24 protein-coding genes are annotated in these 23,733 nt (G+C 68.2%); 7 read left to right on the top strand and 17 right to left on the bottom strand.

Features of this window, described 5'->3' with window-relative positions; all coding sequences use genetic code 11:
• Positions 1-3 precede the first annotated feature (3 nt).
• Together DJ029_RS01090 and DJ029_RS01085 are read right to left on the bottom strand one after the other, a co-directional pair.
• Entirely contained in the window at positions 4-330 is a 327-nt protein-coding gene (locus DJ029_RS01090) for a hypothetical protein (protein ID WP_157966223.1), read from the bottom strand.
• A 135-nt stretch (positions 331-465) separates the two neighbouring features.
• Positions 466-1,452, bottom strand: coding sequence for a 2-hydroxyacid dehydrogenase (locus DJ029_RS01085; RefSeq protein WP_112320477.1), 987 nt, complete (start codon positions 1,450-1,452; stop codon positions 466-468).
• A 101-nt stretch (positions 1,453-1,553) separates the two neighbouring features.
• Between DJ029_RS01085 and DJ029_RS01080 the strand changes: the two genes are divergently transcribed.
• Positions 1,554-2,057, top strand: a complete 504-nt coding sequence (locus tag DJ029_RS01080; protein ID WP_112320476.1) for an SH3 domain-containing protein — start codon at positions 1,554-1,556, stop codon at positions 2,055-2,057.
• A gap of 118 nt (positions 2,058-2,175) precedes the next feature.
• On the opposite strand, the gene DJ029_RS01075 is transcribed toward DJ029_RS01080, so the two are convergent.
• From DJ029_RS01075 to DJ029_RS01060, 4 genes are read right to left on the bottom strand one after another with little or no spacing between them, the layout of a single operon-like run.
• Positions 2,176-4,287, bottom strand: coding sequence for a hypothetical protein (locus DJ029_RS01075; protein ID WP_112320475.1), 2,112 nt, complete (start codon positions 4,285-4,287; stop codon positions 2,176-2,178).
• Positions 4,287-7,091, bottom strand: coding sequence for a DUF4159 domain-containing protein (locus DJ029_RS01070; protein ID WP_112320474.1), 2,805 nt, complete (start codon positions 7,089-7,091; stop codon positions 4,287-4,289). The genes DJ029_RS01075 and DJ029_RS01070 overlap by 1 nt, the downstream gene beginning before the upstream one ends.
• Positions 7,091-7,996 (bottom strand): DUF58 domain-containing protein, encoded by a 906-nt coding sequence (locus tag DJ029_RS01065; RefSeq protein WP_232822927.1) that lies wholly within the window; start codon positions 7,994-7,996, stop codon positions 7,091-7,093. Before DJ029_RS01065 ends, DJ029_RS01070 begins: the two co-directional genes overlap by 1 nt.
• The gene (locus DJ029_RS01060; RefSeq protein ID WP_112320473.1) at positions 7,993-9,015 is read right to left on the bottom strand and encodes an AAA family ATPase; all 1,023 of its coding nucleotides are present in this window, start codon (positions 9,013-9,015) and stop codon (positions 7,993-7,995) included. Before DJ029_RS01060 ends, DJ029_RS01065 begins: the two co-directional genes overlap by 4 nt.
• A 120-nt stretch (positions 9,016-9,135) precedes the next feature.
• Between DJ029_RS01060 and DJ029_RS01055 the strand changes: the two genes are divergently transcribed.
• Entirely contained in the window at positions 9,136-9,729 is a 594-nt protein-coding gene (locus tag DJ029_RS01055) for a DUF1285 domain-containing protein (protein ID WP_112320472.1), read from the top strand.
• Positions 9,726-10,352: a sulfotransferase family 2 domain-containing protein gene (locus DJ029_RS01050; RefSeq protein ID WP_112320471.1), complete on the top strand. Its 627-nt coding sequence runs from the start codon at positions 9,726-9,728 to the stop codon at positions 10,350-10,352. The genes DJ029_RS01055 and DJ029_RS01050 overlap by 4 nt, the downstream gene beginning before the upstream one ends.
• A gap of 13 nt (positions 10,353-10,365) precedes the next feature.
• Here the strand turns inward: DJ029_RS01050 and DJ029_RS01045 are convergent, their stop codons facing one another.
• From DJ029_RS01045 to DJ029_RS01000, 10 genes are all read right to left on the bottom strand, one after another.
• Complete coding sequence (locus DJ029_RS01045) at positions 10,366-10,842, bottom strand: RNA pyrophosphohydrolase (RefSeq protein ID WP_112320470.1); 477 nt, start codon at positions 10,840-10,842, stop codon at positions 10,366-10,368.
• Between the two features lie 42 nt (positions 10,843-10,884).
• Entirely contained in the window at positions 10,885-12,225 is a 1,341-nt protein-coding gene (locus tag DJ029_RS01040; RefSeq protein WP_112320469.1) for a S41 family peptidase, read from the bottom strand.
• Positions 12,226-12,238: 13 nt separating this feature from the next.
• Complete coding sequence (locus tag DJ029_RS01035) at positions 12,239-13,312, bottom strand: murein hydrolase activator EnvC family protein (RefSeq protein WP_112320468.1); 1,074 nt, start codon at positions 13,310-13,312, stop codon at positions 12,239-12,241.
• A complete protein-coding gene (gene gpmI / locus DJ029_RS01030) occupies positions 13,309-14,829 on the bottom strand; it encodes a 2,3-bisphosphoglycerate-independent phosphoglycerate mutase (protein ID WP_112320467.1) in 1,521 nt (506 codons plus the stop codon). The genes DJ029_RS01035 and gpmI overlap by 4 nt, the downstream gene beginning before the upstream one ends.
• Positions 14,830-14,938: 109 nt before the next feature.
• Positions 14,939-15,409, bottom strand: a complete 471-nt coding sequence (gene rlmH, locus DJ029_RS01025) for a 23S rRNA (pseudouridine(1915)-N(3))-methyltransferase RlmH (protein WP_112321293.1) — start codon at positions 15,407-15,409, stop codon at positions 14,939-14,941.
• A gap of 9 nt (positions 15,410-15,418) precedes the next feature.
• The gene (gene rsfS / locus DJ029_RS01020; RefSeq protein WP_112320466.1) at positions 15,419-15,832 is read right to left on the bottom strand and encodes a ribosome silencing factor; all 414 of its coding nucleotides are present in this window, start codon (positions 15,830-15,832) and stop codon (positions 15,419-15,421) included.
• A 177-nt stretch (positions 15,833-16,009) separates the two neighbouring features.
• Positions 16,010-16,954 (bottom strand): nucleoside hydrolase, encoded by a 945-nt coding sequence (locus tag DJ029_RS01015; RefSeq protein ID WP_112320465.1) that lies wholly within the window; start codon positions 16,952-16,954, stop codon positions 16,010-16,012.
• A 78-nt stretch (positions 16,955-17,032) separates the two neighbouring features.
• Complete coding sequence (locus tag DJ029_RS01010) at positions 17,033-17,266, bottom strand: HP1242/YdcH family protein (RefSeq protein ID WP_112320464.1); 234 nt, start codon at positions 17,264-17,266, stop codon at positions 17,033-17,035.
• Positions 17,267-17,335: 69 nt separating this feature from the next.
• Positions 17,336-17,965, bottom strand: a complete 630-nt coding sequence (locus DJ029_RS01005; protein WP_112320463.1) for a nucleoside/nucleotide kinase family protein — start codon at positions 17,963-17,965, stop codon at positions 17,336-17,338.
• Positions 17,962-18,831: a branched-chain amino acid aminotransferase gene (locus DJ029_RS01000; RefSeq protein WP_112320462.1), complete on the bottom strand. Its 870-nt coding sequence runs from the start codon at positions 18,829-18,831 to the stop codon at positions 17,962-17,964. The genes DJ029_RS01005 and DJ029_RS01000 overlap by 4 nt, the downstream gene beginning before the upstream one ends.
• A 147-nt stretch (positions 18,832-18,978) precedes the next feature.
• Between DJ029_RS01000 and DJ029_RS00995 the strand changes: the two genes are divergently transcribed.
• Together DJ029_RS00995 and DJ029_RS00990 are read left to right on the top strand one after the other, a co-directional pair.
• Entirely contained in the window at positions 18,979-19,494 is a 516-nt protein-coding gene (locus tag DJ029_RS00995) for a MarR family winged helix-turn-helix transcriptional regulator (protein WP_112320461.1), read from the top strand.
• A complete protein-coding gene (locus DJ029_RS00990) occupies positions 19,491-20,201 on the top strand; it encodes a response regulator (protein ID WP_370445210.1) in 711 nt (236 codons plus the stop codon). Before DJ029_RS00995 ends, DJ029_RS00990 begins: the two co-directional genes overlap by 4 nt.
• 23 nt (positions 20,202-20,224) lie before the next feature.
• Here DJ029_RS00990 and DJ029_RS00985 read toward each other — a convergent pair whose 3' ends face one another.
• Positions 20,225-20,953, bottom strand: a complete 729-nt coding sequence (locus tag DJ029_RS00985; RefSeq protein ID WP_112320460.1) for a DUF599 domain-containing protein — start codon at positions 20,951-20,953, stop codon at positions 20,225-20,227.
• A 96-nt stretch (positions 20,954-21,049) separates the two neighbouring features.
• Here DJ029_RS00985 and DJ029_RS00980 point away from each other — a divergent pair, with 96 nt between their 5' ends.
• Together DJ029_RS00980 and glcE are read left to right on the top strand one after the other, a co-directional pair.
• A complete protein-coding gene (locus DJ029_RS00980) occupies positions 21,050-22,501 on the top strand; it encodes an FAD-linked oxidase C-terminal domain-containing protein (RefSeq protein ID WP_112320459.1) in 1,452 nt (483 codons plus the stop codon).
• A 100-nt stretch (positions 22,502-22,601) separates the two neighbouring features.
• Entirely contained in the window at positions 22,602-23,732 is a 1,131-nt protein-coding gene (glcE, locus tag DJ029_RS00975) for a glycolate oxidase subunit GlcE (protein ID WP_112320458.1), read from the top strand.
• Position 23,733: the final 1 nt, after the last annotated feature.

Raw genomic sequence — 23,733 nt, 5'->3', positions numbered from 1 at the left:
GCGTCAGCGCTTCTCCCGCTCCTCCGCCAGCCGTCGCCTCTCGGCCCCCTTGCGGATCGCCTTTTCCATTTCCGCGCGGGATTTCAGACGCTTGCGCCGGGGCAGGTTCAACATGCCCGGCAGCTTCTTGGGATCGATGTTACCGAGGTAATGCGCGCCCTGCGTGCCCACGTCCCGCTCGGTCGGGGCGCGGTTCAGGCGGGCGATGGTGAACAGCGCCACCAGCAAAAGCCCCGCGATCAGCCAGATCGGGTCCACCCAGGCGCGGGTGGCGTCCACCCATCCCTGGACCACGGCCATCGGCGGCCAGTTCCACAGCCAGTCAAGCATGGCTTCCGCCTCGCCGATGTCCACGCACGCAACATACCCCGATTACACCGTTACACATCCGGGCATCGGCCCGGATACCCCGCCCTAATCCCGCATCGCGGCATGAATATGACGGGGGTGCCGGGGGGCGGCGCGCTACAGCATCGAGGGCACGACCTGGTCGGGCGGGCGATGGCCGTCGGCGAAGGTCTTGATGTTGATGATGACCTTCTCGCCCATCTCCAGCCGGCCCTCCACCGTGGCGGAACCCATGTGCGGCAACAACAGCACGTTCGGCAGCGCGCGCAGGCGGGGGTTCACCTGGTGCCCCTGCTCGAATACGTCCAGCCCCGCGCCCGCCAGGTCGCCGGAGCGCAACTGCCGGGTCAGGGCGTTCTCATCGATCACCTCGCCGCGCGACGTGTTGACCACGTAGGCGGTGGGCTTCATCAGCTTCAGCCGCCGCGCGTTCAGCAGATGAAAGGTCGAGGGCGTGTGCGGCGCGTTCACGCTCAGCACATCGACCCGGGCCAGCATCTGGTCGAGGCTTTCCCACCAGGTCGCCTCCAGCGCGTCCTCCGTCTCCTCACGCAGGCGGCGGCGGTTGTGATAATGGATCTGCATCCCGAAAGCCTTGGCCCGCCGCGCCACCGCCTGGCCGATCCGGCCCATGCCCAGGATGCCCAGCCGCTTGCCGCCGATCCGGTGCCCCATCAGCGCGGTGGGCGACCAGCCGGCCCAGTCGCCCGACTGCATCAGCTCCGCGCCCTCCTTCAGGCGGCGCGGCACGGCTAGGATCAGCGCCATGGTCATGTCGGCGGTATCCTCGGCCAGCACGCCGGGGGTGTTGGTCACCATGATGCCCCGGCTCAGCGCGGTCGACACGTCGATATGATCGAACCCCGCGCCGTAATTGGCCACCAGCTTCAGCCGCTCGCCCGCCTGGCTCAGCAGGCCCGCGTCGATGCGATCCGTCAGCGTCGGCACCAGCACGTCGGCGCGGCTCATCGCCTCGGCCAGCGCCTCGCGGCTGAAGGGGGTGTCCGACTCGTTCAATTCCGTGTCGAACAGCTCATGCAGCCGCGTCTCTACCGGTTCGGGTAGCTTTCGGGTCACAATCACTTTCAATTTTGCAGCCGTCATTCTGAAGCCGTTCCTTCCTGTGCCCGCATAGTTGTAATATTCTTTCGTTATGACACGAGGGGTCGATCCGAGAAACCCCCGGTCGCCAGTGAGGCAGGTAAATGCGCAAGGCCCTGATTGCCATATCGATGCTGGCAGCCGTCACCGCCGCGCTGCCACCCGGCGCCATGGCCGAGGAACAGCGCGGGCCGGTCACGAACCTGCCGCTGCCCCGCTATGTCTCGATCAAGACGGGCGAGGCGAACGTGCGCCGCGGCCCGGGCCTGACGCACCGGATCGACTGGGTGTTCCAGCACCGCAACCTGCCGGTGGAGATCACAGCCGAATACGGCCACTGGCGGCGCATCCGCGATATCGAGGGGGCGGGCGGCTGGGTCCACTACTCGCTGCTGTCGGGCGCGCGCTACGTGCAGATCACGGCCGACACCACCCTGCATGATTCCCCCGACCCCCAGGACCGCGTCGTCGCACGGGCCGAGGCGGGGGCCATCGCGCGCCTCGGCGACTGCGCCCCCGCCTGGTGCGAGATCACCTCCGGCGGCGTCGGCGGCTGGGCTCCCAAAACCGCCCTCTGGGGCGTACGGGACGACGAAATCCGCGACTGACCGCTCCAAGGTCCCCAAATATCCCCGCCGGAGGCAAGAATTCCACCCCGAAGGGGCGCGGCCCAACGCGCCGGGTCCATCGCGCCAGCGATGGGACCGGCGGGGCGGGAGCCCTCCCTCAGCGTCCCTCGATCCGCCAGGCGGCGAAGACCAGGCCGCCCGCGATCAGCAGGAACACCCAGCCCGGCGCAAAGGGGGACAGGCGGATGTCGCGCACGTCATAGGCGTTGCGCTGCACCAGCCCCAGCCAGTTGCGCCCTGAGGCGGTGCGCCCCTCGCGCACCCGGCGCAGGTCCGGTGTGCCGATGCTGGCGACCCGCAGGATGCCGCCGTCCGTCGCTTCCGCGATCGGCGTCAGCGGTGCGGCGTCCGAGACCGGGTTCTCGAACTCCTTCGGCGCGGCGGGGCCGACGGCGGTGACCGTCTCGGCCACGCCGTCGCTCAGGCGATAGATGCCGTTCTCGGCGGCGGCGAAGCGGGCTTCGAACTGGCCCGGCCCTGTTTCGGTCAGCGGCAGGACCTGCACGGTCCCCGAGGGGCTGGTGATGGTCACGTCCCCGACGCTTTCGCGCAGGGTGCGGCGGGTGACGGTGACCTCGGCGCCGTCGGGCGTGGCGACCAGCACTTCCTCTTCCAGTTCGGGTTCCTGCATCAACCAATGCGCCAGGCGGCGCAGCAGTTCCTGCTGCGGCCCGCCCCCCTCATACCCGCGTGACCAGAGCCAGGCGTGGTCCGAGGCGAGCATCGCTATCCGCCCCTGGCCGGGGCGGTCCAGCACCAGCAGCGGGCGGCCCTCCGGCCCCTCCATCACCGCGTTGCCGGAGATCTGGTCCATCTCGATCAGCCGGAACCAGCGCCCCCAGCCTGGCGTGCCGTCCTCGGCCGCCGGGCGCGGGGCGAAGGCTTGCAAGCCGTTGGTGACCGGGTGGCGCGTGCCGATCTCGGACACGCGGGGCACGTAGCCTTCCTCGATCACGCGGGCGGTGGCGGTGGCGGGCAGCACCTCGCGCAGGGGCGTGCGGGACAGGCTTTCCGCCCCGGCGAAGGCGGGCCCCGAGGCGACGAGCACCGCGCCCCCCTCACGCACGTAGCGCGCGATATTCTCGATATAGAGCGAGGGCAGCACCCCCCGCCGCCGGTAGCGGTCGAAGATGATCAGGTCGAACTCGTCCACCTTGTCCATGAACAGCTCACGAGTCGGGAAGGCGATCAGGGACAACTCGAACACCGGCACCCCGTCCTGCTTCTCGGGCGGGCGCAGGATGGTGAAATGCACCAGGTCCACGGCGGCGTCGGATTTCAGCAAGTTGCGCCATGTCCGCTCGCCCGCGTAGGGCTCGCCCGAGACGAGCAGAACGCGCAGCCGGTCGCGGATGCCGTTGATGGTGACGATGGCGGCATTGTTGCGCTCCGTCAGTTCGCCGTCCCGCGACGGCACGGTGATCTGCAGCACGTTCAGCCCGCCCCGCTCCAGCATAAGCGGCAGGCGCTGGCTTTCGTCGGTCGCGATGTCGAAGACTTGTGGATCCTCCCCGTTGACGGAGATCAGCACCGGTGTCTGCCTCGGCAGGTCCGCCGGGGCGGTGCCGATGGTTTCCACCTTCAGGCGCAGTTCCACCGGCTCGCCCACGATGGCGAAGGCGGGCGCGGTTTCCACGACAAGGCGGCGGTCCCACTCGTCCGTGCGCCCGGTCAGGATGACGTGGACGGGGGCGGGGAAGCTGTCCAGCACCTCCGGGTCGTGGATCTGCCCGTCGGTCAGCAGGATCGCCCCGGCGATCCGGTCGTCGGAGACTTCCGCCGCCGCCTCCGCAAGGGCGCTCATCAGGCGGGTGCCGGGCTGGGACTGGCCGGCGGCGGTGTTGGCGTCGGTGACCTCGATGCGGCGCACCTCCAGGCCCCCGCCGGTGGCGCTGGCCGCCGCCAAGGCCGAGAGTTCCGCGTCCAGCTCCGGTTGCAGGCGCGCCATCTGGTCGGGGCGGATGTCGATCCCCTGGCTGGCCGTCGCGTCGGTGACGACAAAGGCGATGTCGGGCAGGTAGGCGCGATCCTCCTCGCGCCAGGACGGGTCGGCCAGCGCGCCGAGCAGCACCAGCGCGGCAAGGCCCCGCAGCCACCAGCCCGCTAGCCCGCGCCACACCGCGAAGCCGATCAGCAGAAGGCTCAAGATTGCCAGCGCCGCCAGCACCGGCAGCGGAACAAGGGGCGCGAAAGAGATCGTGCTTTCCATCAGTTCCCCAATCTTTCCAGCAGCGCGGGCACATGCACCTGGTCGGACTTATAGTTCCCGGTCATCACGTGCATGATCAGGTTCACCCCGAAGCGGAACGCCATTTCGCGTTGTTGCGCCCCGGCAGAGCCGCGCCCGACGGGAAACATCGGGTTGCCCTGCGCGTCCATCGCCCAGGCCGCGGCCCAGTCGTTCGCGCCGATCACCACCGGCGTCACCCCGTCGTTGAGGTTGCGAAAGGGCATGCCTTCGATGGTTTCGACCTCTGGCGCGGCCTCGACCCAGATGTCACCGGTGGAAAAGCGGCCCGGAAAGTCCTGCAACAGGTAGAAGGTGCGCGTCAGCACGTGATCCTCGGGCGCTGGTTCCAGGGGCGGGATATCGAGCTTCGCCGCCAGCCGTTGCAACATGCGCCCGTTCGCGGTGCCCGCGCCGAGCCGCCCGCCGAGGTTGGCGTCGCGGGTGTCGAACAGGATCATCCCGCCGGAGCGCAGGTACTGGTTCAGCCTTGCATAGGCCGCCTCGGAGGGGATTTGCTGTACCTCGCTGACGGGCCAGTAGAGGAAGGGGAAGAAGGCCAGTTCGTCGGTCTCCAGGTTCACGGCCACGGGCTCCACCGGCTCGATGGCGGTGCGCCGGTTCAACACGCGGCTGAGGCCGCTCAGCCCGGCTTCCGAGGCGCTGTCCACCCGCGCGTCCCCGGTCACCACATAGGCGAGCACGGTTTCGGTCGTCGCGTATAGCGCCAGCGCATCATCCTGGTCGGATTGCGCGCGGGCGGGGGCGGGCATCGTCGCGCTCAGTCCCGCCGCAAGGATCAGCGCCGCCGCCGTTCCCGAGCTGGCCAGCCGGGGCCCCCGCAGCCGCCCGGACAGCCACAGCGTGGCGAGGATATCGATCGCCAGGAGCAGCAGCGCCGCCGTCAGAAGCCAGGGCTTGAACGGGGTTTCGGGGGCGACGGTCATCCCCTCCTGCACGAAATCGGCGGGCAGGTCGGCCAGTGGCGCGATGCTGTCGCCCTCGCGGAACAGGTTCACGGCAACGCGGCGGCCCGATGCCTCGTAGATGCCCGGCGGCATCTCGGCCGAGGGGCGTTCCTCGATCAGGCGCGCGCCGTCGACGCCCGACAGCAGGCCGGGATCGCCAAGGGTGCCGAAACCGTCCATCACCGCGACGGGGGACCAGGTCTGCCCCTCAAGCTCGTCTGCGGCGGGGCGGGCGACCCGGGCGCTGACCGCCAGGCGTTCGAGCATGTCCACGAACAGGCCGGACAGGGGCAGGCTGGACCATTCCGCGTTGGCGGTGACGTGGAACAGAACGACGCGCCCGTCGCCCTGGCTGCGCCCGGTGACCAGCGGGGTGCCATCCTCAAGCGCGGCCATCACGCGTTCGGGCAGGCTGGGGTCCGGCTGGGCCATGACCTGGCTCGTTACCGAGACTTCCTCGGGCGGGGTCAGGCCGAAGAAGGGGCTGGTGTCGGCAAATTCGCGCAGGGCTTTCGGCGCGCCCCAGGACATGGCCCCGCCCACGGTGCGCCCGCCGGCGCGCAGGCGTACCGGCAGCAGGGGGTCTTCCTCCAACTGCCCCTCGCCCGAAGCGGCGAGGCGTGGTCCGGCGAAGCGCACCAGCATGCCGCCCTTTTCGACCCAGGCGAGCAGCGCCTCGGCTTCCGTGGCGGCGATGGTGCCGACATCGGCCAGGATGATAACGTCGGGCGCGGTGGCCAGCAGGTCGGACAGCGGCGCCTCGATCAGGTCGGCGCTCGTCTCCAGCGCGCTGCGCAGGTAGTGCAGCGGGTCGACCAGGCGCTGCGCCTCGCCCGCGTCGCCACCCGCAAGCAGGCCGACCTTGCGCCGCTTCAGCCCGTCGTCAGACAGCGCCACCGCCCCGGCGGAGCGGCCATCGCCGATCACCAGGCGCGAGACGCGGTTGCGCAGTTCCACCGGCAGGTCCAGCGCCACCTCTTTGCTCGCGCCATCCTCCATGTCAAAGACATCGCGGGTGGAGCCGAGGATACGCTCGATCCCCAGCGGGTCGGGGCCGATGGCGTTCACCTCGACAGAGGGGGCGGCGCCGGTCACGCTGCGCAGAACGTCTGTGCGGATCGCCCCGTCGGCAAAACGTGGCGCGCCAAGGGCGAGCGCTGCCGCCGGGGCGCGGACCACCGTCACGTCGCCCGCCGCGCCGAGCGCTTCAATGAAGGCGGCGTCGGCGTCACTGGCCAGCCCGTCGCTTAGCCAGAGCGTGTCGAAACTGTCGGCCCCCTCGGCCCCGTCGAGCCAATCGGCGAAGCCGTCCCGGTCCGGGGCCCAGGGCTGCGGCGCGATGCCGGGCAGGCGGGTCACCCAGTCGGCCGCATCGCGAAAGGCGAGCCGCGCGTCACCCGGCAGCGGCGCGCTCAGGGACATCACCGCCGCGGGCCGCCCGTCGCGCGCGGCGCTTTCCAGCGCCACTTCGGCCCGCGCGGTGCGCGCGGCCCAGTCAGGGGCGCTGGCCCAGCCGCCGTCGAACAGGACGAGCAGCGGGCGGTTGCTGTCGCTGCGGGCCTCGGGGTTGAGCACGGGTTCCGCGAAGGCGACGATCGCAGCACCCAGCGCGCCGATCCTGAGCGCCAGCAGCCACCAGGGCGTGCGCTCGGGCATCCGCTCGGGGTCTTGCAGGCCAAGAAGCAGGCGCACGCCGGGAAAGGCCCGCCGGGCCGGGGCCGGGGGCACCGCGCGCAGCAGCCACCACAGGACCGGCAGCAGCACCAGCCCGGCCAGCAGCCAGGGCACGAGGAACGAGATCCCGGCGAAGGACAGCATCAGGCCTGCCCCCCGATCGCCATGTAGAGCCACAGCAGCGCCTTGCGCGGGCTTTCCGAGGTGTGGTGCACGGTGAACTGCCACCCTGTCGCGCGGGTCGCGGCGCGCAGGGCGGCGCGCCGCTCGGCCAGCCGGGACTGGTAGGCGTCGCGCAGGGCGCGGGCGCGGTCCGTCTCGAACTCCACGCTGCCGCCGATGGAGCGGAAGATGGTGCGCCCGTCGAAGGGGAACGTCTCCTCCGTGTCGTCGACGATCTGCATGTAACACCCTGAGACATTGCGCTCGGCCGCATGGGCGAGGGCGGGGAAAACGTCCTCCCGCGTGCCCATGAAGTCCGACAGGAACACCGCCTTGCCGCTGGCGGCGAACCGCGCGCGGGGCGGCGCGCCGTAGTCGGGGCGGCCGTCGCGCTGGTCCGCCAGGGCCATGGCGATGCGGCGCAGCTGGGTTTCCCCGGTACGCGGTTGCGCGGCGTCGGTGCCGAGCAGCGACACCCGCTCGCCCGCCTTGACCAGCAGCACCGCCAGCGCCAGCGCCAGAAGCTGCGCGCGTTCGCGCTTGGTGCGCGGCGCGCGCTCGCCCCGGTAGTCCATCGACTGCGCGTCATCCGCCCAGATGGAGACGGTCTGCGCCGCCTCCCATTCCTTTTCGCGGATATAAAGCGTGTCCGACCGGCCTGAGCGGCGCCAGTCCACCGCCGTCATCACGTCGCCGGGCATCGCGCGGCGGTATTGCCAGAAACTTTCGCCTATCCCCGCGCGGCGGCGGCCGTGCACCCCGAAGGCGACGGTCATCGCCAGACGCTCCGCCTCGGCCAGTAGGGGCGGAAGCGAGCCGCCGACCTTTTCCGCATCGCCCCTTAGGCCGACCGCGGCGCTGATCTTATCGGCGGGGGACTGGCTCACGCGGCGATGTCCGTCTTCAGGACGCTTTCCACCAGCCCGGCGATCAGCCCGTCGAGGGTCTTGCCGGCGGCGCGCGCCGCGAAGCTCAGCGCCATGCGGTGTACAAGGATCGGATGCGCCAGCGCGGCCACGTCATCGGGTGAGGGGGCCAGCCGCCCGTCCATCAGCGCGCGGGCGCGCACCGCCAGCATCAGCGCCTGCGCGGCACGCGGGCCGGGGCCCCAGGCGACATCCTCGGCCACCAGCGGGCTGGCCTCCGCGGTGCCAGGCCGGGCCGAGCGCACGAGGGTCAGGATCGCCTCGACCACGCTTTCACCCACCGGCATCCGGCGGATCAACTGCTGTGCGGCGATCAGCCCGGCGGCATCGAAGACAGCCTCGGCCTGGAAATCCTCGGTCCCCGTGGTGGCGAGCAGGATGTCACGCTCCGCCGCGCGATCCGGGTAATCCACGTCGATCTGCAACAGGAAACGGTCCAGCTGCGCCTCGGGCAGGGGATAGGTGCCTTCCTGCTCGATCGGGTTTTGGGTGGCGAGCACGTGGAACGGGCGATCCAGCGGGCGTTCCTGGCCCGCGATCGTCACCTTCTTTTCCTGCATCGCCTGCAACAGCGCGGATTGTGTCCGGGGGCTGGCGCGGTTGATCTCATCCGCCATCAGAAGCTGGCAGAACACCGGCCCCTCGATGAACTTGAACGTGCGCGACCCGTCCGGGCCGGTCTCCAGCACCTCCGCCCCGAGGATGTCGGAGGGCATCAGGTCCGGCGTGAACTGCACCCGGTTCGCATCCAGCCCCAGCACCGTGCCCAGCGAGTCGACCAGCCGCGTCTTGGCCAGTCCCGGCGCGCCGACCAGCAACGCATGGCCGCCGCACAGGATCGCGTTGATCGTCAGTTCCACGACCTTTTCCTGCCCGATCACCCGGCGCCCCACCATGTCACGCGCCCGCGCGAGCGTGGCGGCAACGCTTTCCATCTCGGCAATCATGTCGGGCCCTGCGGGCTGGCTCTGGTCGCTCATGTCGCGTTCAATCCTTTCGGCTGGTTCCGGCATCGCGTCCGGGGCGTGGCAACTCGGGGTCTGGCGCCTATACTTGAAGCCATGCATAGGAAAGTAACGTGATACAGGGAAAGGGCAACAATGGCGGAGCGACCTGAGACGAATGTGATCCCCTCGGCCGAAGGGATCGCCGCATCCGCCCGCGCGGCGGGTAAAAAGGGGCCGCCGCCGGTGCATCTGTGGAACCCGCCGTTCTGTGGCGACCTCGACATGCGGATCGCCGCGGACGGGACGTGGTTCTACCTTGGCACGCCGATCGGGCGCAAACCGCTGGTCAAGCTGTTTTCGTCGATCCTGAAGCGAGAAGGCGACGACTATTTCCTCGTCACCCCGGTGGAAAAGGTGGGAATCACCGTGGATGACGCGCCCTTCGTCGCCGTCGATTTCGAGGTGACGGGCGAAGGTGCTGAGCAGGTGATCACCTTCGTGACCCATGTGGACGACCGCGTCGCCGCCGGGCCGGAGTTCCCGATCCGGGTGGAACGCGCCGCCGATGGCACGCCGCGCCCCTACGTGCTGGTGCGCCGTAACCTCGAAGCGCTGATCGACCGCAAGAGCTTCTACCGCCTGGTGGAAATCGGAGAGCACCGCGACGTGGACGGGGTGGAGTGGTTCGGCGTGCGCTCGAACGGGGCCTTCTTTCCCATGATCGAGGCGGCGGAACTGCCCGAATGACGATCCGTTTCGCCCATGGCCGGCCCTACCTCGTCCAGTGGATCAACGTGCCCTACCACGAGGGGCGCGTGGTGTTCATGCTGAACGGCAAATGCGGTAACTCCTCGGTGAAGACGGCTGTTCTGAAGGCCGAGGGCCACGCCGAGGTGGCGCGCCCCCACCGCATGGCTGAAACCTGGAGCCCCGCAAGGGCCGCGCGCTCAGGGTATCGCTGCATCGCTGTGGCGCGAAACCCCTACGCACGGGCCGTGTCGCTGTGGAATCAGAAGATCATCGGACGCGGGCGCAGCGGGTTGTGGCGCAAGGGCGCGTTTGAAAAGGGCATGGAGTTCGTCCCCTTCCTGCGCGAGGTGATCAAGATGGGCGAGCATGAGGACGTTCACGTCCGCTCGCAATGGATCGGCATGACCCACCGGGGACGGTTCCTGCCCGAGCACATCCACCGCATCGAAGAGCCGGAGTGCTGGGCCGAGGTGCAGGCGCTTGCGCCGGGCCTGCCGGACTTGGAGCAGCGCAACGCCAGCGGCGCACCGCCATGGGAAGCGCTGTGCGAGGGTGAGGCGGGCGCGTTGATCCGCACCCGCTGGGCCCGCGATTTCGAGGTTTTCGGCTACGAAAAGTAGCCCCCGCGCGCGCCTATTTCAGGTGCGGCGCGAAACTGCCGAGCACCTGCGAATAGACGTCCCGCTTGAAAGGCACGATCGCCTCCAGCAGGTCGGCGGCGCTCATCCACTGCCAGCGGTTGAACTCGGGATGGGCGGTGTCGAGGTCGATCAGTCCCTCGTCCCCGGTCAGCGCGAACAGGAACCAGTGCTGTTTCTGGCCGCGAAACCTGCCGTTCCAGACCTTGCCCAGCAGCTCTGGCGGCAGGTCATAGGTCACCCAGTCGGGGGTCTGGGCTACCAATTGCACGGCGTTGGCGGGAACCGAGGTTTCCTCTTCCAGCTCGCGCAGGGCGGCATCTTCGGCGGATTCACCGTCATCTATCCCGCCCTGGGGCATCTGCCATGCTCCGGGGGTGTCGTTGCGTTCAGCGGCGAAGATCAGCCCGTCGGTGTTGATCAACACAACGCCAACGCAGGGGCGATAGGGCAAGTCCGATGTCATGGTCATGGGGAAAGCAGACCGCCCCGGCGTTTACCGGGGCGGAAAGGATCAGTCCTTCGCCTCAAGGACCGACAGGCCCTTGATCACGTCAAGTGCATAGGCAAGCTGGTAGTCGTCCACCCGGCGCTTCGCGCTGGCTTCGGCGGCTTCTACCTCTTCCTCGAGCGTTTTCAGCTCATCCGGGCTCAGCGAGTCGTTTGAGAGGGAACCGCGCAGGTCCGCCTCGCTGCGGCGGCGGCGGGTTTCCTGTTCGGCCTCGGTCTCGGTTGCCTCTTCCGGTGCCAGCTTCTGCTCTACGATGATGTCAGGCGCGACGCCAAGATTCTGGATCGACCGCCCGGAGGGCGTGTAGTAGCGCGCCGTCGTCAGGCGCATCGCCCCCTTGCCCTGAAGCGGCACGATCGTCTGGACCGAGCCCTTGCCGAAGCTGCGCGTGCCGACGACGATGGCGCGGCGGTGATCCTGCAACGCGCCCGCGACGATTTCGGACGCCGAGGCGGAGCCGTTGTTGATCAGTACGACCACCGGCTTGCCCTCGGCCAGGTCGCCCGGCTGGGCGTTATAACGGTCACTGTCCTGCGGGTCGCGGCCACGGGTGGACACGATCTCGCCCGCTTCTAGGAAGGCGTCGGACACCGCGACCGCCTGGTTCAGCAGGCCGCCGGGATTGTTGCGCAGATCGATCACGAAGCCGTCCACGTTGTCCATGCCGCCCAGTTCCTCGACCTGCTCGGCCAGGCCGGATTCGAGGTTGGGATAGGTCTGCTCGGTAAAAGAGCTGACGCGCAGCACGACGACGTTCGCCTCGGTCCGGGCGCGCACGGCGCGGACGGTGATGATGTCGCGGGTGATGGTCAGATCGAAGGGCTCTTCCTCGCCCTCGCGGACGATGGTGATGGTCAGGTCGGAGCCGACCGGCCCGCGCATCAGGTCCACCGCCTCGGACAGCGTCAGCCCGAGGATCGGCTCGTCGTCCACATGGGTGATGAAGTCGCCCGGCTCCACCCCGGCGCGTGCGGCGGGGGTGTCGTCGATCGGGGTCACGACCTTGATGAAGCCGTCTTCCTGGGTCACCTCGATCCCGAGGCCGCCGAACTCGCCCCGCGTCTGCTCGCGCATGTCGCTGAAATCGTCGGGCGCCAGGTAGGAGGAATGCGGATCGAGCGAGCTGAGCATGCCGTTGATGGCGCTTTCGATCAGCTCCTTCTCGTCCACGTCCTCGACATAGGTGGAGCGGATCCGCTCGAAGATGTCACCGAACAGATCGAGTTGTTCATAGGTCAGCCGATCGCGCTCGACTTCCTGGGCAACAATCGGGGCGGCGAACTGCGCGGTCAGTACGAAGCCTGCGGCGGCTCCCGTGACGGCGGCAATCATGAACTTCTTCATGGGTTTTCTGTCCTTACCTCAAATCCTCGAACCAGGGGGCCGGATCGATTGGCTGCTGGTCATGTCTTAGTTCCATATAGAGCGTTTTCACTAAAGCAAGACCACCCTTGGTGTCCGGTTCTTGCGAAAATTCTTCGTGATCCGGCGATTGGGGCATGAATCCCAGCGCTCCGCCCCGTGGAACCGTCTCTCCGGCGCGGGCCGTGATGGTGCCGAGTCCGGCCAGAACCAGCAGCACATCCTGCTGCGGCTCAAGGATGACGACGCGCCCGTAGCCGTCCAGCTGCCCCACGAAACGGACCGAGGCTTCGCCCGGCGCGGTCACGATGGCGCCCGGCGCGGCGGAAAGCGCGACCCCGGGCCTGCTGAGCCCGGCGGGATCGGTTTCGCTGAAGCCACGCGCAAGCGTGCCTTCCACCGGGCTGAGCAGCGTCGCCGCGAGCGGAGCCTTCGTCGTGTCGCCCGGCAGGGTGCTGTCCAGCGCGATGGCCAGCGTGGCCAGGTTCGCGGCGTCCTCGCCGATATCGGGGGCGCCGTCGATGCGGTTGCGGTCGGCCTCGGCGTTCGCGATCAGCGTGTCGCGCATCTGCGCCATGCGGGCGCGGGCGGTGCGCATGTCGGACAGAAGGGCAGCCTGACTTGCCTGCAACTCTTCCAGCGCGGCCTGTTCCTCGACCAGGGTGCGGGCGCGGCTGTTCGCGGCGGCGGTCGCGCGTTCCAGCAGCAGCATCGCGCGCAGGGCGTCGGCGGGGTTGTCCGCCTCTGCCACCGCCAGCGGTGTGGCGACCTGGCCCATGCGCAGCAGACCGCCCATCAGCGCGCGCACCTCGGCCTTGTCCTGCGCCAGCGCGCGGGTGCGCTTGCGGGTTTCCGAGGCGACCTCGGCGATGTCTAGGCCGAGCTGGCGCATCGCCCGCTCATAGGCGCGGATCGCCTGGCCGAGCGCGCCGCGCTGGCTGCGGCTGTCGGTGGCAGCCTGAAGCGCGCTGTCCGCGCGTTCCAGCGCGGCCAGCGTGTCGTCCATGGACTGCGCGCCCGCGGGGGCCGCAACCCCCATGACCAGCAGAAGGGCCAGCGCGCGGATCATCTTTGCAACAGGGTCTTTCCGGTCATCTCTTCGGGCTGCTCCAGGCCCATCAGCTCCAGCAGGCTCGGGGCCAGGTCGCCAAGCGTGCCGCCGTCGCGCAGGTGGACGCCTTCGGGGCCGCCGTAAAGCACGACGGGCACGGGGTTCAGCGTGTGCGCGGTATGGGGCCCGCCGGTCACCGGGTCGACCATGGTTTCGCAGTTGCCGTGGTCGGCGGTCAGGATCATCGATCCGCCCACCTCGTCCAGCGCGGCGACAAGGGCGGCAACGCCCGCATCCACCGCCTCGCAGGCGGTGATGGCGGCCTGAAGGTCGCCGGTATGGCCCACCATGTCGGGGTTGGCGAAGTTGACCACGATCAACGCGTATTCTTTCGAGCGGACCGCCTTCACAAGATGCTCCGTCACCTCCGCCGCCGACATCTCGGGCTGCATGTCGTAGGTCTTCACCTTCGGGCTGGGGGCCATGTAGCGTTCTTCGCCGGTTTCGGGCACCTCGACGCCGCCGTTCAGGAAGAAGGTCACATGGGGGTACTTCTCCGTCTCAGCGATGCGGAACTGCTTCAGGCCGTGTTTCGCGACCCAGGCCCCGAGGGTGTTCACGATGTCGATGGAGGGGAACATCACCTCCATGAAGCGATTATGGGTGTCCGAGTATTCCACCAGCCCCAGCACGGCGGCGAAATCGGGGCGGGTTCCGGTGTCAAAGGCGTCGAAATCCGGATCGGCGAGCGCCGAGAGGATTTCCCGCGCGCGATCGGCGCGGAAATTCAGGAACAACAGCCCGTCGCCATCCCGCATCCCGGCATAATCGCCGATGACATGGGGGGTGACGAATTCGTCGGTCTCGCCCGCGGCGTAAGCGTTGGCGATCACCGCGTCCGGGCTGTCGCCGCGCGGGGCGTCGGCATGTGCCACGGCGCGGAAGGCCTGTTCCACCCGTTCCCAGCGGTTGTCGCGGTCCATCGCGAAGAACCGGCCCGAGACGCTGACGATCCGCACGCCGTCCGGCAGCGCGGCTTCCAGCGCGGCGATCTGCTCGCGCGCGGATTTCGGCGCCACGTCCCGACCATCGAGGAAGGCATGCACGACCACCGGGACGCCCTTTGCCGAAAGAACCTCGGCCGCCTTGGCGATATGGCGCTGGTGGGAATGCACCCCGCCGGGGCTGGCCAGACCTGCAAGATGCGCAGTGCCGCCAGAGGCCTTCAGACGCTCGGCAAAGCGGTTCAGCGCCTCGTTCCCGGCAAAGCTGCCATCCTCGATCGCGCGGTCGATCCTTGGCAGGTCCATGAAGACGGTGCGCCCGGCGCCGATGTTGGTGTGGCCGACCTCGGAATTGCCCATCTGCCCCTCGGGCAGGCCGACGGCGGTGCCGTGGGCGGTCAGCGTGGCGTGCGGGTAGTTCGCCATCAGCCGGTCAAAGGCCGGGGTGTTGGCAAGGGCGACGGCGTTGGCTTCGGTCTCGGGGCGCAGACCCCAGCCATCGAGGATGCAGAGTACGACAGGGCCGGGCACGGGCGATCTCCCATTTCTTTGTGGCGGTCTTGGATGTGCGGCACCCTAAGGGGAAATCCGCGGGACCTGAATCAGATTCTGGTGTCGTCGCTCAATTGGCGCGCGGCCCTCACGACTTGTGATAGGGGCCGCCCGACAGGATAGAGGCGGCGCGATAAAGCTGTTCCGCCAGCATGACCCGCACCAGCATGTGCGGCCAGACCATCTGGCCGAAGGACAGGGCGTAGTCGGCGCTGTCGCGCACTTCGGGGGCCAGGCCCGCCGCGCCGCCGATCACGAAGCAGACGTCGCCGCGCCCCTGGTCGCGCCACCCGGCCAGACGGTCCGCGAATTTCGGGGACGTCAGCAGTTTGCCGCGTTCGTCCAGCACCACCCTGACCGCGCCTTCGGGGCAGGCGCCCAGCAGCAGGGGGGCTTCGCTGGCCGGGTCGGAGTTTCCCTTTGCCTCCACCTCGCGCTCGCTCAGCGGGCCGAGGCCGATGGCGCGCCCGGTGCGCGCGAAACGTGTCGTGTAGTCATCGACCAGCGCCCGCTCGGGGCCGGCCCGCAGCCGCCCGACCGCGGCGAGAGTGACACGCAGCACGCCGGATCAGGCGTCTGCGGGCGGGGTCCGCTTGAGTTGATCCTCAGGCGAAAGCCACATCTTTTCAAGCTGGTAGAAGTCGCGAACCTCGGGACGGAAGATGTGGACCACCGCGTCGCCGCAGTCGATCAGCACCCAGTCCCCGGTTTCGAGGCCTTCCATCTTCGCGGATCTGCCGGTCGCCTGCTTGATGCGATCGGACAGCTTTTCGGCGATGGCGCTGACCTGACGTGTGGAACGACCGGTCGCGACGACCATGAAATCGGCCATCTCGGTCTTGCCGCGCAGGTCGATGGTCAGCACGTCCTCGGCCTTGTCGTCATCCAGCGATTTGAGAATCAGGGTCAGAAGGTCAGTGTTTTGCGTGCCCGGTGCTGCCGGGGCCTTCTGGTCACGCGATGATGCGGCGCTTTCGGCCACAGGCGCATGGTCGCTCAGGGCTTTCCCTCCTAATGATGCGCCGCAAATCCCCGGCGCCGGGATATTTCCAATGTAAGGGCTGGGGGCCGCGCGCTCAACCCTAGAAGGGAAGGAATGGGTGTGGGGCCGTGGCACGGCGGCATCATGCCGCTGGCAGGGGGGGCGAGGCGTCCCGCGTCAATCCAGCCGGGCGAGCCGTTCTGTCAGCAGTGCGTAGAACCCCGCCTCGTCCACGTAGCGCATGTAATGCACGTTGCGCGGCCGGTCCGTGACCCGCCACCAGTCGGCGACGGTCATGCCCATGGTCAGCTCTGAGCCGGTTTCGACCTCCACGTTGATCTGGCGCCCGCTGTAAAGCTCGGGGGCGAGCAGCCATGCGATGACGTTGGGATCGTGCAGCGGCCCGCCCTCGGTGCCGTATTTCTGCTCGTCGAAACGCTCGAAGAAGTCGAGCAGCTCAGCGGTGGCGGTGCCGACGCGGGTTCCCATGGCGCGAAATGCGTCCACCCGTTCGCGCGTTGTCAGGCACTGGTGCGTCAGGTCCAGCGGGTGCAGCGTCACCGGACGCCCGCAATGGAACACGGCCTGCGCGGCGTGGGGATCGACGTAGATATTGAACTCCGCCGCCGGGGTGGTGTTGCCGCCCTCGAACAGCCCGCCGCCCATGGAGACGATCTCGCGGATGCGCCCGGCAAGGTGCGGCGCGCGGTTCAGGGCGAGCGCGATGTTGGTCAGCGGGCCGAGCGCGCAGAGCGTGATCTCGTCCTCCGCCGCCGCGTCGAGGGTTTCGATGATGAAATCGACCGCATGTCCGGGCTGCAAGGGCATCGTGGGCTCTGGCAGGTCCGGCCCGTCCAGCCCGGTCTTGCCGTGCACGTATTCGGCCGTGACCAGCTTGCGCACCAGCGGCTGTGCGGCGCCGGCGTACACCGGGATATCCGGGCGTCCGGCCAGTTCGCAGATCTTGCGGGCGTTCTTTTCGGTCAGCGCCAGCGGCACGTTGCCGGCCACGGCGGTGATGCCCAGCACCTCCAGTTCGGGCGAGGCGAGGGCGAGCAGGATGGCAACCGCGTCATCCTGCCCGGGATCGGTGTCGATGATGATCTTGCGCCGCGCGGCCATGGCATTTCTCCCTGCGTTCAGGGGAAAGACCATAGCCATACGCGGCGCGGCGGCAAGACCGATTGAGGTGGCGCCGCCTCAGGCGAGGTAGCGCGCGATGGTGTCCTTCAGCGTCATGCGCTCGCGCCGCATCTCGGTCATGTGGGTGTCATCGGTCGGCTCGATGTTGGTCTCGGCGCGATGAATGGCGCGATTCAGCTCGTGATAGCGGTCGCAGAGGTTGGCGAAATGCGCGTCTTTCGTTTTCAGGGACGCGATCTTGTCGGCGGCCTGGGGGAAGTCTTCGGAAAGTTCGTGGGGTACGTGCGACATCTGGGGTGTTCCTGTGGTTCTGATGACCCAGAACCTAGCGAGGCGCAGAATCCGAAACGTTGATCTGAATCAACCCACCACGCCGAGGTCGGAAAGCCCCAGGACCCGGTCCGCACGGGCCTTGCCCTCGGCCACGATCCGCGCGTTCAGCAGGTCGTTTTCGTGGACCTTGCGCCGTACTTCGGCGTCCGGCAGGCCAAGCCCGGTCCAACGGTCCGTCAGGCGCGCTTCAAGTGCGGTTTCCTCGACGTCGAGGAACCAGCACGCGTCGAGCAGCGGTGCGACGTTTTCCCACCCGTCCCGGTCGTGCAGCAGGTAGTTGCCCTCGACGATCAGGATCGAATCCTCGGGGGTGATCTCGATCGCCGCGGCGCGGCTGAGCTCAAGCCGCCGGTCGAAGGCGGGGGCGTAGACGCGTTCCTCGTGCCGGGCGCGTTTGAGCAGGGCGCAGAAGCCCGCCGGATCGAAGGTATGCGGCGCGCCCTTGCGGGGCAGGTCGCCATGCGCCCTGAGCACCGCGTCGTCCAGGTGGAACCCGTCCATCGGCAGCATCCGCGCGCCGCGCACCGCCTCGGCCAGGTTCTCGGCCAGCGTGCTCTTGCCCGAGGCGGGTGCACCTGCGATGCCAAGCAGCCACCGCCCCGGCCCTGCGGCCGCGGCGGTGGTTTCGATATCAGCAACGAGAGCGTCGAACGTCATTCGCGCACGAGTGTCTCGTAAGCTTCGGCGATATCCCGGGTCAGCTTGCCGACCTCGAAATTGTAGTCGCCGATCTGGCCCACGGGGGTCACTTCCGCCGCGGTGCCGGTCAGCCAGCACTGCTCGAAGCTTTCCATCTCACCCGGTTCGATGTGGCGTTCGATCACGGGGACCTGCCGCTCTTTCAGCATGCCGATCACGGTCTGGCGGGTGATGCCGTTCAGGAAGCAGTCGGGCTTGGGCGTGTGCACCTCGTCGCCCTTCACGAAGAAGACGTTGGCGCCGGTCGCCTCGGCCACGTAGCCGCGGTAATCCATGAACATGGAGTCCGAGCAGCCCTTAGCTTCAGCCGCGTGCTTGGACATGGTGCAGATCATGTACAGCCCGGCGGCCTTGGCGTGCACGGGGATCGTTTCCGGGCTGGGCCGCTTCCACTTGGAAATGTCCAGCTTGGCGCCCTTCATCTTCGCGTCGCCGTAATAGGCGCCCCAGGCCCAGACAGCGATGGCCATGTGCACCGGGTTGCGGGCAGAGCTGACACCCATGTCCGGCCCCGAGCCGCGCCAGACGACTGCGCGCACGTAAGCGTCCTGCAGGCCGGAAGCGGCCAGCGCCTCCTGCTTGGCGGCCTCGATCTCGTCCACGGTGAAGGGAATCGGAATGTCCAGCTGATTGGCCGAGAAGATCAGCCGCTCGGAATGCTCACGGCTCTTGAAGATCTTGCCGTTGTACGCGCGCTCGCCCTCGAACACGGAGGAGGCGTAGTGCATTGCGTGGGTCAGAATATGGACTTTCGCGTCGCGCCAGGGCGTCAGAACGCCGTCCATCCAGATGACGCCGTCGCGGTCGTCATAGCTTTCAGCCATGGGCCAATCCTCCAGTTCGCATCATATTGTTGCGCTGTGTGGCGCGGCTACGACACGATGTTTCATTTTCCGAGGACTCACCTACCTTTTGCGTCTTGGAATGTCAACAAGGCTGACGTATTATCCGGCGAAACATCGCGAGGCGTCATGACCCAGACTCGGCCCAAACCCACAGGCAGCACAGGCGAGCAGCTTCTGTTCCTGACAGACGAGCAATTGCGCCAGGGGATCGAGCTGATGTTCTTCGCCTATCGCGGGTTCACCGCCGATCCGGACCTGATCCTGGACGAACACGGCTACGGGCGCGCGCACCATCGCGCGCTGCATTTCATCAACCGCCGCCCGGGGCTGACGGTGAACAACCTGCTCGATATCCTCGGCGTCACGAAACAGTCCCTGAACCGGGTGTTGCGCCAACTGGTCGAGGACGGGCTGGTGGAAAGCCGCACCGGGCGCAACGACCGGCGGCAGCGCAACCTGACGCTGACCGAAAGCGGGCGCGACCTGGAAGCCGCGCTCAGCCAGGCGCAGCGGGCGCGGATGCGCCGCGCCTATTCCACCGCGGGGGCGCAGGCGGTTCAGGGGTTCCGCGAAGTGCTTGAACAGATTATAGATCCGGATATGCGCAACCGGATCGACCGGCTTTTGGAGAGCAGGGAATGATGGACGACGCCCAGGTCGACGCCCATATCCTCGTCGTGGATGATGATGAGCGGATCCGCGATCTGCTGAAGAAGTTCCTGTCGCGGCACGACTACTGGGTGACGACCGCGCGCGACGCGGCCCATGCGCGCAAGCTGCTGGAGGGGCTGGAGTTCGACCTGCTGGTCATCGACGTGATGATGCCGGGCGAAGACGGGTTTGCGCTGACCCGCGACCTGTCGGACCGGATCTCCACCCCGATCCTGCTGCTGACCGCGAAAGGCGACAGCGACGACAGGATCAGGGGCCTTGAGGCGGGGGCCGACGACTACCTGCCGAAACCTTTCGAGCCGCGCGAGCTGCTGCTCAGGATCAACGCGATCCTGCGCCGCGTGCCCCGCTCAGACGGGCAGAACGAGCCGCCGAAGACCCTTCAGATGGGCGCGTTCCGCTACGACATGACCCGGGGCGAGCTGTGGCACGGCAAGGACATGATCCGCCTGACCGCGACGGAAAGCGCGCTGATGCGCATCTTCTCGGCCAGCCCGAACGAGGCGATCAGCCGGACGCAACTGGTCAAGGACCTCGGCCGGGACGACGGCCAGGCGCAGGAACGCGCGGTTGACGTGCAGATCACCCGCCTGCGCCGCAAGATCGAGGCGGACCCGAAGACGCCGCGCTACCTGCAAACCGTGCGCGGCGCAGGCTACATGCTGGCGCCCGACTGACGCCACGGCACGAGGGGCGCCGCTCAGCGCCGGGTGGTGTGCGCGGCCTGATCCTCAAGCAACAGCGCGCGGGTGCGCGAGGCGAATTCCCGGCGCAGGATGACCCCGAGTGTCAGCAGAACCGCGCCGATCAACGCCTCGGGGCCCAGGAACCACGCCAGCGCGGCCAGCGCGAAATAGATGTTGCGCAACGCGCGGGTGAAGCTGCGATCGGCCAGGACCTGCACCTCTGCCGCGCGGCGGGCCCGGGCGCGCGCCCTGTCGGAATGCCCGTCATTGGGCATCGCCGCCATCATCACCGCCGAATAGCCGAACAGGCGGATCGACCAGACGAACTTCAGGAACGCGAAGCCCAGCAGGATCATGGCCAGCAGGATCTTCACCTCCCACACGATCAGGGGGGCGGACAGCGCTGGGTCGAGGTCCGACGCCACCGTTTCCACCCGGTCCGCCTGGCCGAGGATCGCGGCCCCGCCGCCGATGGCGATCAGCGTGGTGGAGGCGAAGAACGTGGCCCCCTGGCGTAGCGTGGCCAGCACCTGCGCATCGAAGATCCGCACGTCCCGGTCCGCCATCTCCAGCATCCACTCGATGCGGTAATGGCGCATCAGGCGGTGGGTGGAGCTGCGCGCGCGGGGCGGATGCTCGATCAGCCAGGTCACGCCAAGTATGGAGCCGATCAGGAAGGCCACCGCCGCCAGGTCGATACCGGTGAAGAGCGTGGCGATGGAGCTGGCGTCGTTTATGATCATGCCAGACACTCGCGCGACACCAAGAGCATTGCAATTCTGAAAATTGGTAATACAAAGTTACCAATTGGAGCGCTGAGCCAACGAGGGAGAGTTGATATGGAAATGCCTGCCCCGGACGCCGGAATTCTGGCCCGAAAGGCCGCCATCGTGGCCGGGCTGCAGGCGCTGCTGCCGGCGGATGCCGTCATCTCCGACCCGATGGAAACCCGGGCTTATGAGTGCGACGCGCTGACCGCCTATCGCTGCCCGCCCTTGGCGGCGGTGCTGCCAAGCTCCACCGAGGAAGTGGCGGCGGTGCTGAAGTTCTGCCACGAACAGGGCGTACCGGTCGTGCCGCGCGGCTCTGGCACCTCGCTGGCGGGGGGTGCGCTGCCCACGGCGGATTCGGTCATCCTTGGCGTGGCGCGGCTGAACCGGGTGCTGGAAACGGATTACGCGGACCGGGTGATCCGGGTGCAGACCGGGCGCACCAACCTGAGCGTGACCGGCGCGGTCGAGGAAGACGGCTTCTTCTACGCGCCCGACCCCTCCAGCCAGCTGGCCTGTGCGATCGCCGGCAATATCGCCATGAACTCCGGCGGGGCGCATTGCCTGAAATACGGCGTGACGACGAACAACCTGCTGGGCGTGACGCTGGTCACCATGCAGGGCGAGGTGGTGGAGATCGGCGGCGCGCACCTGGACGCGGCGGGCTATGACTTGCTGGGGCTGCTCTGCGGTTCGGAAGGGCAGCTTGGCGTGGTGACGGAGGCGAGCCTGCGCATCCTGCGCAAGCCCGAGGGCGCGCGCCCGGTGCTTATGGGTTTCGATTCCAGCGAAGTGGCCGGGGCCTGCGTGTCGGACATCATCCAGGCCGGGGTGCTGCCCGTGGCGATGGAGTTCATGGACAAGCTCTGCATCCGCGTCTGCGAGGATTTCGCCCACGCCGGCTATCCCGACACCGAGGCGCTGCTGATCGTGGAGGTCGAAGGCTCGGACGCGGAAATCGACGAGCAGCTTGCCAAGATCCTCGAGATCGCCCGCCGCCACAACCCCGCGGAACTGCGCGAAAGCAAAAGCGCCGAGGAAAGCGCGCTGATCTGGAAGGGGCGTAAATCCGCCTTTGGCGCGATGGGGCAGATCAACGACTACATGTGCCTCGACGGAACCATCCCGGTCAGCCAGCTGCCCTTCGTGCTGCGACGTATCTCCGAAATGAGCGAGGAGTACGGCCTGCAGGTCGGCAACGTCTTCCACGCGGGGGACGGCAACATGCACCCGCTGATCCTGTTCGACGCGAACAAGCCCGGCGACCTGGAGCTGTGCGAGGCCTTCGGGGCCGAAATCCTGAAGCTCTGTGTCGAGGTCGGCGGCTGCCTGACCGGGGAGCATGGCGTGGGGATCGAAAAGCGCGACCTGATGCTGGTGCAATACACGCCCGAGGACATCGAGAGCCAGTTGCGCGTGAAGGATGTGTTCGACCCCAAGTGGTTGCTGAACCCGGCCAAGGTGTTTCCCTTGAGCAGCACGGAAAGCCGCCGCTCTGCCGCCGTGGCGGACGCGGCCTAGGCGGCGGGCCTTGTAAAGGGGGCGCTCGCGCCCCCTCCGGCCACTGAGGGGCCGTTCACCCCCTGAGAGTATTTTTAGAGAAAAGTAGGCGGGCCATTCGGTGAGACCACAGGACGAAACGGAACTGGCGGCGGCTGTCGCCGAGGCGGCGGCGGCGGGCACGGGCCTGCGGATCCGGGGCGGGGGGACGCGCAGCGCCCTTGGGTACGCCGTGGAGGGGGAGGTGCTGGAAACCGGGGGGCTTTCCGGGATCACCCTTTACGAGCCGGGCGCGCTGACGCTGGTGGCCCAAGCGGGCACGCCGATGGCCGAGATCGAGGCAGCGCTGGCGGCCGAGGGGCAGCAGTTGCCTTTCGAGCCGATGGATCATCGGGGCATTTTCGGGACGACTGGTGAGCCGACGATCGGTGGCGTGGTCGCGGCGAATGTCTCGGGGCCGCGGCGGATCCAGGCCGGGGCCTGCCGCGATTCAGCGATCGGCGTTCGGTTCGTGGATGGGCGCGGCGTGGTGCTGAAGAACGGCGGGCGGGTGATGAAGAACGTCACCGGTTACGACCTGGTCAAGCTGATGGCTGGTGCGCATGGCACCCTTGGGGTGTTGAGCGAGGTCAGTTTCAAGGTGCTTCCTATGGCCGAGACGACGGGGCTGGTGACGCTCAAGGGGCTGACGCCCGAGGCGGCGGTCGGTGCGATGAGCCGCGCGCTCGGCTCGCCATTCGACGTGTCGGGGGCGGCGCATGTGCCGGGCCCCGGGTCGGTGACGATGATCCGGGTCGAGGGGTTCGAGGGGGCGATCCGTTATCGCTCGGCCACGTTGCGGGACCTTTTGGCGGATTTCGGTGCGGCGGAGGTGTCGCTGGAGCCGGCCGAGAACGCAGCGGCCTGGCGCGCGGTGCGCGATGCGGATGCGGTGGCCGGGGGCGGGGGCGACCTGTGGCGCCTGTCGGTGCGCCCCAGCGATGCGCCGAAGGTGCTGGCGGCCCTGCAGGCAGAGGCGGCGCTGCTGGACTGGGGCGGCGGGCTGATCTGGGCGCGCCTGCCCGAGGGGCGCGATGCCCGCCCCGCGCTGGAGGGCGTTGGCGGTCACGCCACGCTGGTCCGGGCGAGCGATGCGACGAAGGCGCGCCTCGGCGTGTTTCACCCCGAGCCGGCGCCGCTGGCGCGGATCAGCGCCGGTTTGCGCGCGCAATTCGATCCCAGGGGCATTCTGAACCCCGGACGGATGGGCTGAG

The sequence above is a fragment of the Oceanibium sediminis genome (genome assembly GCF_003265325.1).
GTDB classification, from domain to species: Bacteria; Pseudomonadota; Alphaproteobacteria; order Rhodobacterales; family Rhodobacteraceae; genus Halovulum; species Halovulum sediminis.
The sequence above is the reverse complement of the archived record's forward strand: the minus strand, read 5'-3'. Positions and strand labels throughout refer to the sequence as shown.

Excerpts from the sequence above, each read along its gene's own strand:
- DJ029_RS01085 (WP_112320477.1), bottom strand. The coding sequence starts at position 1,452 with ATGACGGCTGCAAAATTGAAAGTGATTGTGACCCGAAAGCTACCCGAA.
- DJ029_RS00980 (WP_112320459.1), top strand. The coding sequence starts at position 21,050 with ATGGAAATGCCTGCCCCGGACGCCGGAATTCTGGCCCGAAAGGCCGCC.
- DJ029_RS01060 (WP_112320473.1), bottom strand. The coding sequence starts at position 9,015 with ATGAGCGACCAGAGCCAGCCCGCAGGGCCCGACATGATTGCCGAGATG.
- DJ029_RS01005 (WP_112320463.1), bottom strand. The coding sequence starts at position 17,965 with ATGACGTTCGACGCTCTCGTTGCTGATATCGAAACCACCGCCGCGGCC.
- DJ029_RS01000 (WP_112320462.1), bottom strand. The coding sequence starts at position 18,831 with ATGGCTGAAAGCTATGACGACCGCGACGGCGTCATCTGGATGGACGGC.
- DJ029_RS01050 (WP_112320471.1), top strand. The coding sequence starts at position 9,726 with ATGACGATCCGTTTCGCCCATGGCCGGCCCTACCTCGTCCAGTGGATC.
- DJ029_RS01070 (WP_112320474.1), bottom strand. The coding sequence starts at position 7,091 with ATGCTGTCCTTCGCCGGGATCTCGTTCCTCGTGCCCTGGCTGCTGGCC.
- DJ029_RS01040 (WP_112320469.1), bottom strand. The coding sequence starts at position 12,225 with ATGAAGAAGTTCATGATTGCCGCCGTCACGGGAGCCGCCGCAGGCTTC.
- DJ029_RS01075 (WP_112320475.1), bottom strand. The coding sequence starts at position 4,287 with ATGGAAAGCACGATCTCTTTCGCGCCCCTTGTTCCGCTGCCGGTGCTG.
- DJ029_RS01010 (WP_112320464.1), bottom strand. The coding sequence starts at position 17,266 with ATGTCGCACGTACCCCACGAACTTTCCGAAGACTTCCCCCAGGCCGCC.
- DJ029_RS01090 (WP_157966223.1), bottom strand. The coding sequence starts at position 330 with ATGCTTGACTGGCTGTGGAACTGGCCGCCGATGGCCGTGGTCCAGGGA.
- DJ029_RS01035 (WP_112320468.1), bottom strand. The coding sequence starts at position 13,312 with ATGATCCGCGCGCTGGCCCTTCTGCTGGTCATGGGGGTTGCGGCCCCC.
- DJ029_RS01045 (WP_112320470.1), bottom strand. The coding sequence starts at position 10,842 with ATGACCATGACATCGGACTTGCCCTATCGCCCCTGCGTTGGCGTTGTG.
- DJ029_RS00990 (WP_370445210.1), top strand. The coding sequence starts at position 19,491 with ATGATGGACGACGCCCAGGTCGACGCCCATATCCTCGTCGTGGATGAT.
- DJ029_RS01055 (WP_112320472.1), top strand. The coding sequence starts at position 9,136 with ATGGCGGAGCGACCTGAGACGAATGTGATCCCCTCGGCCGAAGGGATC.
- DJ029_RS01080 (WP_112320476.1), top strand. The coding sequence starts at position 1,554 with ATGCGCAAGGCCCTGATTGCCATATCGATGCTGGCAGCCGTCACCGCC.
- DJ029_RS01015 (WP_112320465.1), bottom strand. The coding sequence starts at position 16,954 with ATGGCCGCGCGGCGCAAGATCATCATCGACACCGATCCCGGGCAGGAT.
- DJ029_RS00995 (WP_112320461.1), top strand. The coding sequence starts at position 18,979 with ATGACCCAGACTCGGCCCAAACCCACAGGCAGCACAGGCGAGCAGCTT.
- DJ029_RS00985 (WP_112320460.1), bottom strand. The coding sequence starts at position 20,953 with ATGATCATAAACGACGCCAGCTCCATCGCCACGCTCTTCACCGGTATC.